Source organism: Phenylobacterium sp. (assembly GCF_030645195.1).
Lineage (GTDB): Bacteria > Pseudomonadota > Alphaproteobacteria > Caulobacterales > Caulobacteraceae > Phenylobacterium.
Map to the genome: position 1 here is coordinate 1 of NZ_JAUSLW010000218.1, position 12,728 is coordinate 12,728.

The window sequence follows — 12,728 nt, forward strand, 5'->3', positions numbered from 1 at the left end:
GCGCGGATCGCGCCGCCCGCCAGCAGCAGGTTCTCGGTCAGGGTCGTCTTGCCGGCGTCCGGGTGGGAGATGATGGCGAAGGTGCGCCGGCGCGCGGCCTCGGCGGCGGGAGAATTGCTCATGGGCGGGGACTAGCGCAGCCCGGCGCCTAACGCCAGTCGGTCAGGTTAGGCCGCTAGCCGTCTCCAGACCTGGCGATCGGCCCAGATGGTGTCCAGTTCGCCGACGTCCTGGCGCTTGCTGAGCCGGGCCATGATCTCGAAGTCCAGGTTCAGATAGCGCATCGAGACCTCGCTCGCGTCGCAGTCGAAGCCCGGGGCGGTGAACAGGGCCGCGTTGATCGCCGGAGCCTTGGCCATGATCAGGGTGGCCAGGCGCTTGGCCCGCTCGGGCCGGCGCAGGTGCAAGAGCGGATCCTCGGCATAGAGCTCCTGCCCCAACCGGCTGACGGCGTTGAAGGACAGGGCCTTGAACCGGCGGCCCGAAAGCTTGGGCGCGAGCTTCATGCCGGCGAGGTTGAGGACCACGTCGTTCATAAGGAAGAGCATGGGGGACTACGTCAAAGCTGGGCTTGGGGGAGAACCTGGGCACCCTCGCATCCCCGACTTTCAGGCCCGTGCACAAAGGCGGTGAATCCCCGACTAACCCTCTTCGACGGGCTCGGTGAGGAAGTGGCGGCCCTGCTTGTCCTCGATGTCCACCACCCAGAGATCGGGGTCGATGCGCAGGGCGCGCTGGATGTAGCGGTCGATGTCGGCCTCGTTGTCGAACAGCTGGGGCCGCATCCAGATGCGCTCGCCGTCGCCGCGGGTGGCCTCCGAATAGAGCCGCGTCGTCTTGTCCTCGAGGTTCAGGACCCGGACCAGGACGCTGCCGGCCCGGGCGTCGCCCTTGCGCGCCACCACGCCAAAGCCCCCGGCCAGCTCGGCGCGGCGGATCAGGGCGGCGACCCAGATGTCCGTGGACAGAATCATGACGCGGCTCTCGTAACGGAACGGAAAGGGCGGACGGCCTAGGTTGCCATCCAAGGTCCCGAGCATACGGGACAGGCAGAGAGCATGACGAGCACAACGCGCACAAATGCGCGGCGCGCGGCGTGTTGGTGGGTGGGGCTAGGTCTGACCGCGGCGATCTGCGCCGCGCCAGGGCTTGCATGCGCGAGCAGCGTGGACCTCTTCTACGAACGCACTGTGATGACCGCAGCCGACGCCCGATGCGGCCTGTTCGAGGCCTCGGTGGGCTCGGCCCTGGCCGCCGCACGGGCCCAGGCCCGTGGCGCGGCCCTGCGCGCCGGCGCCAACCTCGCCACCCTGAACGCCGTCGAACGCCGCGCCTTGCAGAAGGCCGCCGGCGCGGCCTGTGATTCCGCCGACCTCAACCTGGCCGCCTCCCGGGTCCGCAGCGCCTTCGAGGGCTACGCCAAGCTGATCAAGATGGACTATCCCGGCGACGTCTCCCAATGGCGCGCCGACCGCAGCTCCACGCTCACCGCGGCCCGCTGGCGGCTGGCGCAGGACACGACCTTCGACGGCGGGACCATGGTGTTCGGCCTGGCCGGCCGCGTCGGCGCCAACCGGCTGATGGCGGTGGCCAATTTCGAGGACGGCGCGACCCCCTACGCCGCCCGCTTGGTGCTGCGCGACGACGGCCTGACCTTCGGCGCCTATCTGGACGCCCGCGGCGACAGCCTCGACCGCCTGCCCCTGGCCCGCCGCCTGCCCCCGGTGGCGGCCCAGACCGCCTACGCCGCCGAGGCGCGCAGCCGAGCGGGCCTGGATCTGTTGCCCAAGGACCTGAAGAACGGCTGGGCCTTCCGCTTCCCGGCGGAGGCCGCCCGCACCCTGTCGGGACTCGATCCGCGCGAGGCGGTGATGGTGGAGTTCCTGTTCGAGGGTCAGGCCCCGCGACGGGCCTATGTCGAGGTGGGCGACTTCGCCGCCGGCCGCGCCTTCCTGCAGGTCGCCAACCCCAGGCCCTAGACCACGCCAGGCCCTAGACCCTGACGGGCTTTAGCTGGTGGTCTCTTCCGCCGCCGCCGACGCGGCCACGGGTTCGGGTTCCATCACCGGCAGGCGCACGGTGACCGTCGTCCCCTCCCCCAGCTGGCTCTCGATGGCCATCTCGCCTCCGTGCAGCTCGGCGAAGGCGCGCACCAGGGACAGCCCCAGCCCCGTGCCCGCGGCCCGCTGATCGGCGCCGCCCGCCTGTTCGAAGGGCCGCCCCAGCCTTTGCAGGTCCGCCGCGCCGATGCCGGTGCCGGTGTCGGCGACGATCAGCTCAAGCACCGGCCCCTCGGCATGGGCGGTCACCGTCACCGCCCCGCCCTTGGGGGTGAACTTCAGCGCATTGGAGATCAGGTTGAGCGCGATCTGCTTCAGGGCCCGGCGGTCGGCGGTGACCTCCAGGGGCTCCTTGGGCAGCAGGCCGCGCAGGTTCACCCCGGCGCGGTCGGCCTGGCCGCGCATCAGCCGCATCACCGCCGACACCGCGTCGCGGGCGTCGAACTCCTCGCGGTGCAGCTCGAAGCGCTCGGCCTCGATCTTCGACATGTCCAGGACGTCGTTGATCAGCTCCAGCAGGTGCTCGCCGGACTCGTGGATCAGGGCGGAATACTCGGCGTACTTGTCGGGCATGGGGCCGAACAGCGACTGCCGCATGATGTCGGAGAAGCCCATGATGGCGTTCAGCGGCGTGCGCAGCTCGTGGCTCATATTGGCCAGGAAGCGGGACTTGCCGGCGTTGGCGGTCTCGGCGTCGATCCGGGCCTGGTCCAGGGCCGCCTCGCGGGCCCGCTGGACGCCAGCGTCGCGGATCGAACCGGTCATCCGGGTGGGGTTGACCCGGCGCAGGGTGAGCTCGTGCCACAGGGCGGGCGCGCCGGCCGGAGCGAACCCCACCACGGCGTGCCCCTCGACGATGGCGGTGCGCAGGGCCTCGTCGATCCGCGGCCGGTCGGCCGGTGTGGCCAGTTGGGACAGGGACCGGCCCACGAGAATCTGCCCCTTCAGGCCGCGGGGCGCCTGGCCCCAGGCGGCCGCCAGCTTGCCGCCGGGATGGATGGAGATCAGCAGGTGGGGCTGGTCCCCCAGGGCTTCGCGAAGGCGCGCCTCGATGAGGGCGCGGCGGCGCGTGTCGAGGATCACCCGGCGCTGCAGGACGATCAGGGCCAGGCCGAGGCAGACCGAGATGGTGATCACCGCCACGGCTCCGAGCCCGGCGGCCAGGTCGTGGGGCGGCGGCGCGGGCAGGCTGAGGGTGTAGCCGGTGAGCAGGGACAGGCAGATGGCCGCCAGGCTGATGGCCGCGCCCAGGGCCAGGCGGTCGATCCGCGCCATGGCCGCCGCGGCCGCAAGCGGCGCCAGGTGCCAGACCGCCATCGGCCCGGCGACGCCGCCGGTGAGCAGGGCGGCCAGGACGCCCGCCGCGCCCCAGTTGAACAGGATCAGGCTGTGGGCAGCGATGTGCCGCGACCGCGCCAGCAGCAGCCCGGCCAGGGCCGGGGCGGCCCCCAGGGCCAGGGCGGCGATCGAGGCCGGGGTCTGAACGATCGGCGCGAACAGCAGCCCGCCCGTCCCTAGCGCCAGGACCGCCAGCCAGGTCGCGTGCCACCACAGGAGCTCCCGCGGCGCCTGTCCGCCGGAAGTCCCCATGGGTCTGGTGGACGCGTTCTCGACCACGATCTGTCTTTGGACCTCCGCCAGGGCGCACGCACGGCGCCAGCGCGGAACCTTACCGTCGCAGGTGAGTCCCTGCGAGGCTGCTCGCGTGCCGCGCGATGAAGTCCAAGTGCATGAAGTTCCAGCAGGAAACGAAATCGTAAGTGGCTCGAGCCCAAGTTGGGGACCAACACTTAGAGGCGCGATCCCTCCCTCATGGCTCAACCGGCCTGCCTTCCGGACTTCGATGCCGCCACGCCGCCGGCCCGTTCGCCGCGGCGGGACGCCCGCGCGCGCCGGGAAGCCGCTCTCGACGAGACCCAGCGTTCCTTCCTGCGCATGGTCAGTCACGAACTGCGGACCCCGCTGAACTCGATCCTCGGCTTCTCGGAGATCATCTCCCAGGAGCTCTACGGCCCCCTCGGCGCACCGCAATACAAGGAATATGCCGGCATCATCCGGGCCAGCGGCCAGCGCCTGCTGAACCTGGTCAATCAGATCCTCGAGATCGCGCGGCTGGAAGGCCGGGCCATGGACATGGACCTGCGCGACGAGCCCCTGGACCACGCCCTGGACGACGTCCTCGACGGCCTGCGCGAGGAGATCGCCCAGCGCAACATGGTGATCGTCGTCCGCGACGAGGGCGCCCTGCCCCGCGTGAAGGCCGATCCGCGCGGCCTGCGCACCATCCTCACCAACCTGCTGCACAACGCCGTGGTCTTCTCGCCGGAGGGCTCGGCCATCGAGGTCCAGGCGCGGCGCGAGGACGCCGACATCGAGATCTGTGTCACCGACCAGGGGCCCGGCCTGGATGTCGCCGACATTCCCCGCCTGCTGCGCCCCTTCGAGCAGGGGGACAGCGCGCTGACCCGCCGCAGCGAGGGCGCGGGTCTGGGCCTGCCGATCGTCAACCTGCTGTGCCAGGCCATGGGTGGCCGCCTGAAGCTGGTTCCCGGCGCCGCCGGCGGACTCACCGCCCACGTCCGCCTCCCCGCGGCCTGAGCCGGTGGATTCCGAGCCCGCGGTTGCGCCGGCCCGGCCGGGCGCTTAAGTCGCCGACAGCATGCGCACCATCCAAGACGACCTCGCCGACCTGGTCTCGGAGTTCGACCTCCTGGGAGACTGGGAGGAACGCTATCGCTACGTGATCGACCTGGGGAAGGACCTGGCCCCGCTGAGCGACACCGAACGCAGCGAGGCCAACAAGGTCCGCGGCTGCGCCAGTCAAGTGTGGCTGGTGACCGAGCCCCATGCCGACGGGACCGTCACCTTCCGGGGGGATTCCGACGCCCACATCGTGCGCGGCCTGATCGCGGTGGTGCTACGGCTCTATTCGGGCAAGCCGGCCAAGGCGATTCTCGACTTCGACGCCAAGGACGCCTTCGACCAGTTGGGCCTCAGCGGCCATCTCTCTGCCCAGCGCTCCAACGGTCTGGCCTCGATGGTCGCCCGCATCCGCCGCGACGCCGGGGCGCTGGCTTAAGACGAACCTCACGAACGGGAAATCTAGGTCCCGGCTCTCCGCTTCGCTGCGGCCGGGATGACACTGAGGGGCGAACCGCCACGCCGGAAAACTAAGCCGCGCGGATGCCGCTGCTCGACGAGCTCTGACCCTGGATGCCGACCACGGCGTCGTAGCCGAGGATCATGTCGACATCGACGCCATTGGTGGCCAGCGGCAGGCGCAGCCATAGGATCGACATGTGCGAGGCCCCGCGCCAGGACAGGCTGTGGACCCCCACGGCCGGGCGGCGCTCCTCGACGATCTTGCCCAGTTCCACCCGCCAGTAGTCGGCGGCGGCGGTATTGTAGACGTCGTCCAGGCCCCGGCCGGTGATCTCGCGGCCATAGACGCTGTAGAGGCCCGTGCCGGCCAGGCGCAGGCGGAAGTCCAGGGGATCGCGCCGCACATCGATCAGACTGACCGTCGGCAGCAGGCGCTTGAAGTCCTCGGGCTTGATGTCGCCACGGCCAGGCAGCCGCGGACCATGCCGGAGCCCCGCCCAGTAGGCGTAGAGCTCCTCATGCGCGCGGGCGGCCGCCGCCGAAGATCCGATCTGTGCCGCCATATTCAGATTCCTTAACAACCCCTTGGAATCACGACGAATCACTTATGGCCTGAGCCGCGAATCGGCGGCAAGGCGAAATCATGGCCCGCGGCCAGAAAACCGATTTTGCCGCAGGCTCCAGACAACAAAACGCCCGCCGGGTGGGCGGGCGTTCCGTCGTCCTGATGAAATTGGCGAGACGCCTATTTGCGCTTGCGCGGCGCCTGACGACCACCCTGGCCGAGGCCCATCTGCTTGGCGAGGTCCGAGCGCGCCTTGGCGTAGTTCGGCGCGACCATCGGATAGTCCTTCGGCAGGCTCCACTTGGCCCGGTATTCCTCGGGGCTCATATTGTACTTGGTGCGCAGGTGACGCTTCAGAGACTTGAACTTGCGGCCATCCTCCAAGCAGACCAGATGGTCCGGGGTGATAGAGCGACGCACGGGAACCGCGGGTTCCTTCGGGGCGGCCTCTTGAACATCGGAGCCCTGCGAGATTCCGGACAGAGCGCGGTGGATGCTCTGGATGAGGGCGGGGAGATCCGACGCTGCGACCGAATTGTTACCGACGTAGGCGGAGACAATATCCGCCGTCATCTCAATGACTTCCGACTTTTCGTCCATAATTCTCGATTCCGTGCTGGGCAACTACCCAAGTTGGGGGGATGACTGATTCACGACATCAGTTGAAGCGTCATTATATGGGACTCAGGGCAAGCACAAGCGGTGATAATCCGCGACATCTTGGCCGAACGCGTTCGCTACAAAGACAAACTGGGGTTTTGCACCGGCAGGTGGCGCCTCACGTCCAGTAGCCAAATACGATATTCTGCACTGCAACAGTGCGCTGAGGCGCAGATCAACAGCAGCTTGTGCAAGGCAACTTCAATCGCGGCTTTTGCTCGCGCCGAGCCTAACGACCGAATTCCTTGGAGAGCGCGAGCATGGCCGCGCGCTGGGGCACCGAGTACTCATCGGCCCCGTCTTCATCGCCCTCCCGGATCGCCTTCAGCAAGGCCGGGGTCAGGGCCGAGGACAGCGACCAGTTCCAGTAACGCAGAACAGTTTGCGCGCGATCGACCGCGATCATGTCGTAGGTGGTGAGCACCCGCTCAAGGTTGGGATTCGGCGATCCGTCGGCCTCGGTCTCGGGGCGTCGCAGGCCGCGCCACAGGGCCCGCACCGCCTGCTTGGGGAGGCCGGTGGCCTTGCACAGGATGGCCAGGGGTTCGCCCCCCGGGTCGGTGAAGATCTTGGCCCCCGTCATCGGCTTCAGGCCCGAGAGGTAGGAGATTTCCTCGGCCGTCTCGCGGGTGAGGCCGCCCTGGGCGGCCGCCACGGCGGCCTCCAGGCTGTCGAAGGGGCTCTTGTCGATCGCCGCACGGTTGCGCTGGCGCCGCTCGATGAACTGCAGGGCCTTGCGCGCCAAGGGATCTTGCCAATTCTCGGCCGCCGCCATGGGAAAGATGTCCCCCGCGGCGTCTTGAAGCACCTCGCGGGACACCGCGAAGCGTTGGAGGATGGTGCGCCTGGCCTCGGCGTTGGCCCACCAGAACAGCACATAGGCGTGGGCCGGCCGCAGCTCGGGGCGGCGCAGCAGGTTGGGCGCGGTGCGCGCGTCGCCGCGGGTGGAGGCGACGATGGCCTCGACGCAGGCGTTGGAGAGCTTGGCCAGCTCGTTCTTCAGCAGGCATTCGATGACCTGGGCCTCGCCGAACTCGATCAGCACCTCGCAGACCACCTCGCTGACCCCGCGGCGCATGGCGATCAGCCGGCGATGCTCCACTCCAGTGAAGCGCGCGCAGTCCAGCAGGTCCGAATCACTCAGCGAGGCGCAGTTGGTGAGCAGGGCCTCGGCGATCTCCACGTGATCGCGCAGCAGCAGGCGCACCAGGCTGGCGGGAATCTCGGTCAGGTTGGCCAGGCGCCGCGCCACCTTCAGCCGCTCTTCCGGCTCGGCCTCGCGGAGCATGTCCACCAGCAGGTCGGCGGTCATGGCCCGCTCGAAGGCGTTCACCCGCGAGGACGGCAGGCAGACGACGTCGGCCATCCGCTTCAGCAACGCGGTGCGCGCGCGGAAGACGGGGGGCTGGTCGGTCGGTGTCGCGGCTTGGTTCATGATGGATCCACGCTGATTCCATCACACCGGCCTTAACCGGACGTATTCACCTCACTTGAAGGTGGGGGCGCTCCACTGCTCCCAGATGTCGGGAACATCGGTCGAGACCTTGTCGGTGAAGGCCGGCGGGCGCTTCTCCAGGAAGCTCATCACCCCCTCGCGGGCGTCGGCCATGGCGCCGCGCTTCTGGATGCCGCGGCTATCGGCGCGGTGGGCCTCCATGGGGTGCGAGGCGCCGGCCATCCTCCAGATCAGCTGGCGGGTGACGGCGATGGAGACCGGGGCGGTGTTGTCGGCGATCTCGCGGGCCAGCTTGCGAGCCGCCGGCAGCAGGTCGTCGGGCGCGTGCAACGAGCGGACCAGTCCCTTCTCCAGCGCCTCCTGGGCCGAGAAGATGCGGCCGGTATAGCACCACTCCAGGGCCGTCTGGACCCCCACCAGCTTGGGCAGGAACCAGGAGGAGGCCGCCTCCGGATTGAGGCCGCGCCGGGCGAACACCAGGCCGAACCGCGCCTCGGTCGACGCCATCCGGATGTCCATGGGCAGCTGCATGGTGACGCCGACGCCCACGGCGGGGCCGTTCACCGCGGCGATCACCGGCTTGAGGCTGTCATAGATGCGCAGGGTCAGCAGACCGCCGCCGTCGCGCTGCACGCCCTCGCGGGTGCGGGCTTCCTTGTCCTCGCCGCCGCGGGCGTCGTAGTCGAAGGTCTGGGCGCCGCCCGACAGGTCGGCGCCGGCGCAGAAGCCGCGGCCGGCTCCGGTGACGATCACCACCTTCACCGCATCGTCGGCGTCGGTGACGTCGAAGGCCGCGATCATGTCCTTCATCATCTGGGTGTTGAAGGCGTTGAGCTTGTCGGGGCGGTTGAGGGTGATCGTGGCGATCCCGTCCTCGACAGCGTAGGCGAGCGTCTCGAAAGTCTGCGAAGCCATCGTCTTCCTCCCATGATTTTCTTCAGTTCGCGCCGCTTGACGGACGGTCCGTCAAGCACCGCATTGTCGGATCAACAACGATATTTGGGAGGAGGCCCGGAGCGTCGGAAAGGCGTCCTGGCTCCTTGAGTTCTAAGGACCGGACATGCATCCAGCCATCCACGCCAAGACCCATCCCGACCGCGCCGCCTACATCATGGCCGGCAGCGGAGAGACTGTGACCTACAAGGAGCTGGACGACCGCTCCAACCAGGGCGCGCAGCTGTTCCGGTCGCTGGGCCTGAACACCGGCGACGTCATCGCCATCCTGATGGACAACAGTCCCCGCTTCTTCGAGATCGCCTGGGCCGCCCAGCGCTGCGGCCTCTACTACGCCTGCATCTCGTCCAAGCTGCAGGCGGGCGAGATCGACTACATCATGAAGGATTGCGCGGCGAAGCTGCTGATCACCTCGGCCGGCGTCGGCCCGGTGATCGACGAGCTGCCGGCCCTGCTGCCCGGCGTGAAGCTCTACATGGTCGGCGAGGCCCGCGCCCCCTATGCCAGCTTCGAGGCCGACCGCGCCAAGATGCCCGCCACGCCGGTGGCCGACGAGACCGCCGGCCGCGACATGCTCTACTCCTCCGGCACGACGGGGCGCCCCAAGGGCATCAAGCCGCCGCTGACCGGCGGTCCGATCGACGAGCCCGGCGGCGTGGCCAACCTCGCGGCCGGGCTGTTCGGCTTCAAGCCCGACAGCGTCTACATCTCGCCCGCCCCGCTCTATCACGCAGCCCCCCTGCGCTGGTGCATGGCCGTCCAGCAGTTGGGCGGCACGGTCATCGTGATGGAGAAGTTCGACCCCGAGGCCATGCTGGCCCTGATCGAGAAGTACAAGGTCGATGTCGGCCAGTTCGTCCCCACCCACTTCGTTCGGATGCTGAAGCTGCCTGAGGAAGTGCGCGCCAGGTACGACGTCTCCTCCATGCGCTCGGCGGTGCACGCCGCCGCCCCCTGCCCAATCCCGGTCAAGGAGCAGATGCTGGCCTGGTGGGGTCCGGTGATCCACGAGTACTACGCCGGCAGCGAGGGCAACGGTTTCTGCTATGTCGGCCCGCACGACTGGCTGACCCACAAGGGCACGGTGGGCCGGGCGATCCTCGGCGAGGCCAAGATCGTCGGCGAGGAGGGCGAGGAATTGCCGCCGCGCAGCGAGGGCACGGTCTATTTCGCGGGCGGCGCGCCGCTGACCTATCATAACGCGCCGGACAAGATCGCCGAGAACACCAACCAACACGGCTGGACCACCCTGGGCGACGTGGGCTGGCTGGACGAGGAGGGCTTCCTCTACCTCACCGACCGCAAGAGCTTCATGATCATCTCCGGCGGGGTGAACATCTATCCGCAGGAGATCGAGAACCTGCTGGTCACCCACCCGCGCGTCGCCGACGTGGCCGTGGTGGGCGCGCCCGACGAGGAGATGGGCGAGAAGGTGGTGGCCGTCATCCAGCCCGCCGACTGGGCCGACGCCGGCGACGACCTGCGCGACGAGCTGATGGCCTACTGCCGGGCCAACCTCTCCCACATCAAGGCGCCGCGCATGCTGGAGTTCATGCAGGAGCTGCCCCGCCACCCCACCGGCAAGCTCTACAAGCGCCTGATCCGCGACGCCTACTGGGGCAAGGAAGGCTCCAAGATCGTCTAGAGCACGTCAGGCGGAAGTGGATACCGGTTCCGCCGCCCGACGTGCTCTCATGTTTTGAATCTAGACCCCGCAGGGGCCTGGACGCGTCACTCGTTGTCGCGGCTTGACGGTCACCGAGGAGTGACATACTGAAGTCACCGGTTAGTGACTTCAGGCCTCGTCCCATGAGCAGACCCACCGAGCGGGACCGCGACGCCACCCGCGCCCGCCTCCTCGACGCCGCCGCCCAGGTGCTCAGCCGCAAGGGCTATTCGGACTTCGGCGTGAACGCAGTGGCCCGGGAGGCCGGCTGCGACAAGGTTCTCATCTACCGCTATTTCGGTGGCCTGGAGGGCCTGGCCCAGGCGCTGGGCGAGCGGCTCGACGTCTGGCTGCGCCTCGACCTTCCCCTCGCCCCCGGCGGCTATGGGATGGTGATGGGCGGTCTGCTAGGTGGCTACCTCCAGGCCCTGCGCGCCAACGGCCTGGTCAAGCGCATCCTGGCCTGGGAGCTGGTGGACACCGGACCCACGGTGCGGGCCCTGGGGGCGGCGAAGTCCCGGGCGGTCAGCGCCTGGTTCCAGCGGGCGCGCGCCCAGGCCGCCCCGCCGCCAGCCGACCTGGACGCCCCCGCCATCAACGCGATCCTGCTCGCCGCCGCCCATCACCTGGCCCTGCGGGAGGACCACGACGGGACCTTCGCCGGTCTCGATCTCACCCAGCCCGACACCTGGCGTCGCATCGAGACGGCGATGGACCTGCTGATCGCCCGCGCCTACCCCGCCGCCGCCGAGGATCGCCGCCATGACTAGGTTCCCCGACCGCCTGCTGGCGGGCCTGACCCTCATCGGCTTTCTGGGGATGGCCAATGTCGCCTACGCCTATCTGGTGGCGCTGTTCGGCTATGACGACGTCCTGCGCGAGCCGGTCGGGGTGGTGCTGTCGCGCTTCGCCGCGGGGGGACCCGCCCTCGTCCTGGCCTGGGCCGGCTTCGCCTGGTCGGCCCTGATCTTCGTCCTGGCCGCGGCCCTGCTCGGCCGCGCCCTGGCCCGGGAGCACGGACAGAGCGTCTGGATCGCCACCGCCGCCGGCGCCGCCAGCGGCCTGATCCAGGCCGTGGGGCTGCTGCGCTGGGTCTTCGTGGTCCCGTCCCTCGCCGCCGGCTACGGCGCGCCCGGGGCCAGCCAGGCCGATCGCGTCGCCGTCGCCCAGATCTACAACGCCCTCAACCAGTACGGCGGGGTCGCGCTGGGCGAGCACCTCGGCCAGATGCTGCTGCTGGCCTGGAGCGTGGGAATCATCGCCGCCTGCTGGCGGATCGGAGGCGCCCTTCGGTGGACCTCCCTGCTGGGCTTGGCCTCGCTCCCGCTCTGGATCCTGGGCCAGACCGAACTCTTCGCCACCGTGGCGCCGGACATCCGGGTCTTCGAGACCACGCCCCTGGCCTTCATGATCTGGATGGCCTGGATCCTGGCGCTCGCCGTCTCGCTGATCGTCCAGCGCCCGAGGCCCCATCCCGCCGCCCTGACGGAGACGCTCATCTAGCGATGGAATTGGACTGGCGCGCCGGCCCGAGGCCCCATAGTCTCACCTCCAGCATGAGCCCGCAGACCCGCCTCGCCCAGAAAGTAGCCAATCCCTTCCCGGGGATTGGGCGCGCGCGAGTCTAGTCAGACCTCACCGCAATCCGATCCCCCGCAAGCCTGCGGATGGATCGGACAGACCCTCTCCATCCGCGTCACAGATGGAGACAGACATGACCCAACCCGACTGGTGGTACGACGATCTCAGGCAGGTCGGCCTCGACTTCGAGGACGAAGGTCAGGTGGCGACCTACGACGCCCGCCAGGGGGGCGACGCCGCCGCCGACCGCGCCCTGCTCTCGGGCCTGGGCGTCACCCGCGACACCGCCCTCGCCGACATCGGCTGCGGAACCGGCATCCTGGCCTGCGTGGCCGCCGGCATGGCCCGCTCGGTCCGAGCCATCGACGTGTCGGGCGCCATGCTGCGCACCGCCCAGGCCCGGGCCCGCGACCAGGGCCTGAGCAACATCGTCTTCGAGCGCGGCGGTTTCCTCACCTTCCCGGCCAGCGGCGACCTGGACCTGATCGTCACCAAGAACGCCCTGCATCACCTGCCCGACATGTGGAAGGCCGTGGCGCTCACCCGCATGCGCGACGCCCTGAAGCCGGGCGGGCGGCTCTATATCCGCGACGTGGTCTTCAACTGCGCCCCAGACGCCATCCCGCGCACGGTGGAGAGCTGGATCGGCTGGATGACCCGGGAGACCGGCTACAGCCGCGAGGA

15 protein-coding genes are annotated in these 12,728 nt (G+C 69.2%); 7 read left to right on the forward strand and 8 right to left on the reverse strand.

What is annotated here, in order from left to right:
* The 3 genes from Q7T09_RS19830 to Q7T09_RS19840 form a co-directional block, all read right to left on the reverse strand.
* A partial coding sequence (locus Q7T09_RS19830; protein WP_304701967.1) for a GTP-binding protein occupies positions 1–122 on the reverse strand: 122 nt, incomplete at its 3' end.
* 45 nt (positions 123–167) lie between these two features.
* Positions 168–548 (reverse strand): hypothetical protein, encoded by a 381-nt coding sequence (locus Q7T09_RS19835; RefSeq protein ID WP_304701943.1) that lies wholly within the window; start codon positions 546–548, stop codon positions 168–170.
* Between the two features lie 93 nt (positions 549–641).
* The gene (locus tag Q7T09_RS19840; protein ID WP_304701944.1) at positions 642–974 is read right to left on the reverse strand and encodes a DUF1491 family protein; all 333 of its coding nucleotides are present in this window, start codon (positions 972–974) and stop codon (positions 642–644) included.
* A 219-nt stretch (positions 975–1,193) separates the two neighbouring features.
* On the opposite strand from Q7T09_RS19840, the gene Q7T09_RS19845 reads away from it, so the two are divergent.
* Positions 1,194–1,979: a hypothetical protein gene (locus Q7T09_RS19845; RefSeq protein WP_304701946.1), complete on the forward strand. Its 786-nt coding sequence runs from the start codon at positions 1,194–1,196 to the stop codon at positions 1,977–1,979.
* 30 nt (positions 1,980–2,009) lie between these two features.
* On the opposite strand, the gene Q7T09_RS19850 is transcribed toward Q7T09_RS19845, so the two are convergent.
* Positions 2,010–3,677, reverse strand: coding sequence for a HAMP domain-containing sensor histidine kinase (locus tag Q7T09_RS19850; protein ID WP_304701948.1), 1,668 nt, complete (start codon positions 3,675–3,677; stop codon positions 2,010–2,012).
* Between the two features lie 195 nt (positions 3,678–3,872).
* Between Q7T09_RS19850 and Q7T09_RS19855 the strand changes: the two genes are divergently transcribed.
* On the forward strand, positions 3,873–4,658 hold the full coding sequence (locus Q7T09_RS19855; RefSeq protein WP_304701950.1) for a sensor histidine kinase KdpD: 786 nt from the start codon (positions 3,873–3,875) through the stop codon (positions 4,656–4,658).
* Between the two features lie 61 nt (positions 4,659–4,719).
* Positions 4,720–5,139, forward strand: a complete 420-nt coding sequence (locus Q7T09_RS19860) for a SufE family protein (protein ID WP_304701951.1) — start codon at positions 4,720–4,722, stop codon at positions 5,137–5,139.
* A 91-nt stretch (positions 5,140–5,230) separates the two neighbouring features.
* Here the strand turns inward: Q7T09_RS19860 and Q7T09_RS19865 are convergent, their stop codons facing one another.
* From Q7T09_RS19865 to Q7T09_RS19880, 4 genes are all read right to left on the reverse strand, one after another.
* Entirely contained in the window at positions 5,231–5,725 is a 495-nt protein-coding gene (locus Q7T09_RS19865; protein ID WP_304701952.1) for a PAS domain-containing protein, read from the reverse strand.
* Positions 5,726–5,907: 182 nt separating this feature from the next.
* Entirely contained in the window at positions 5,908–6,327 is a 420-nt protein-coding gene (locus tag Q7T09_RS19870) for a MucR family transcriptional regulator (protein WP_293495336.1), read from the reverse strand.
* A gap of 289 nt (positions 6,328–6,616) precedes the next feature.
* Entirely contained in the window at positions 6,617–7,822 is a 1,206-nt protein-coding gene (locus Q7T09_RS19875; RefSeq protein ID WP_304701955.1) for a DUF2336 domain-containing protein, read from the reverse strand.
* Between the two features lie 51 nt (positions 7,823–7,873).
* Positions 7,874–8,758 carry a crotonase/enoyl-CoA hydratase family protein gene (locus tag Q7T09_RS19880; protein WP_304701957.1) on the reverse strand — a complete coding sequence of 295 codons (885 nt, stop codon included), beginning with the start codon at positions 8,756–8,758 and terminating at the stop codon, positions 7,874–7,876.
* Positions 8,759–8,903: 145 nt separating this feature from the next.
* Between Q7T09_RS19880 and Q7T09_RS19885 the strand changes: the two genes are divergently transcribed.
* The 4 genes from Q7T09_RS19885 to Q7T09_RS19900 all read left to right on the forward strand — a co-directional run.
* The gene (locus Q7T09_RS19885) at positions 8,904–10,442 is read left to right on the forward strand and encodes an acyl-CoA synthetase (protein ID WP_304701959.1); all 1,539 of its coding nucleotides are present in this window, start codon (positions 8,904–8,906) and stop codon (positions 10,440–10,442) included.
* Positions 10,443–10,606: 164 nt separating this feature from the next.
* Positions 10,607–11,233: a TetR/AcrR family transcriptional regulator gene (locus Q7T09_RS19890; RefSeq protein ID WP_304701961.1), complete on the forward strand. Its 627-nt coding sequence runs from the start codon at positions 10,607–10,609 to the stop codon at positions 11,231–11,233.
* Complete coding sequence (locus tag Q7T09_RS19895) at positions 11,226–11,966, forward strand: DUF4386 family protein (RefSeq protein ID WP_304701963.1); 741 nt, start codon at positions 11,226–11,228, stop codon at positions 11,964–11,966. The genes Q7T09_RS19890 and Q7T09_RS19895 overlap by 8 nt, the downstream gene beginning before the upstream one ends.
* 211 nt (positions 11,967–12,177) lie before the next feature.
* On the forward strand, positions 12,178–12,728 hold a 551-nt coding region (locus Q7T09_RS19900), incomplete at its 3' end, for a class I SAM-dependent methyltransferase (RefSeq protein WP_304701965.1).

What these genes read in the sequence shown, in the direction of transcription:
- Q7T09_RS19835 (WP_304701943.1), bottom strand. Translation starts at nt 548, where the DNA reads ATGCTCTTCCTTATGAACGACGTGGTCCTCAACCTCGCCGGCATGAAG.
- Q7T09_RS19840 (WP_304701944.1), bottom strand. Translation starts at nt 974, where the DNA reads ATGATTCTGTCCACGGACATCTGGGTCGCCGCCCTGATCCGCCGCGCC.
- Q7T09_RS19845 (WP_304701946.1), top strand. Translation starts at nt 1,194, where the DNA reads ATGACCGCAGCCGACGCCCGATGCGGCCTGTTCGAGGCCTCGGTGGGC.
- Q7T09_RS19855 (WP_304701950.1), top strand. Translation starts at nt 3,873, where the DNA reads ATGGCTCAACCGGCCTGCCTTCCGGACTTCGATGCCGCCACGCCGCCG.
- Q7T09_RS19860 (WP_304701951.1), top strand. Translation starts at nt 4,720, where the DNA reads ATGCGCACCATCCAAGACGACCTCGCCGACCTGGTCTCGGAGTTCGAC.
- Q7T09_RS19865 (WP_304701952.1), bottom strand. Translation starts at nt 5,725, where the DNA reads ATGGCGGCACAGATCGGATCTTCGGCGGCGGCCGCCCGCGCGCATGAG.
- Q7T09_RS19870 (WP_293495336.1), bottom strand. Translation starts at nt 6,327, where the DNA reads ATGGACGAAAAGTCGGAAGTCATTGAGATGACGGCGGATATTGTCTCC.
- Q7T09_RS19875 (WP_304701955.1), bottom strand. Translation starts at nt 7,822, where the DNA reads ATGAACCAAGCCGCGACACCGACCGACCAGCCCCCCGTCTTCCGCGCG.
- Q7T09_RS19880 (WP_304701957.1), bottom strand. Translation starts at nt 8,758, where the DNA reads ATGGCTTCGCAGACTTTCGAGACGCTCGCCTACGCTGTCGAGGACGGG.
- Q7T09_RS19885 (WP_304701959.1), top strand. Translation starts at nt 8,904, where the DNA reads ATGCATCCAGCCATCCACGCCAAGACCCATCCCGACCGCGCCGCCTAC.
- Q7T09_RS19890 (WP_304701961.1), top strand. Translation starts at nt 10,607, where the DNA reads ATGAGCAGACCCACCGAGCGGGACCGCGACGCCACCCGCGCCCGCCTC.
- Q7T09_RS19895 (WP_304701963.1), top strand. Translation starts at nt 11,226, where the DNA reads ATGACTAGGTTCCCCGACCGCCTGCTGGCGGGCCTGACCCTCATCGGC.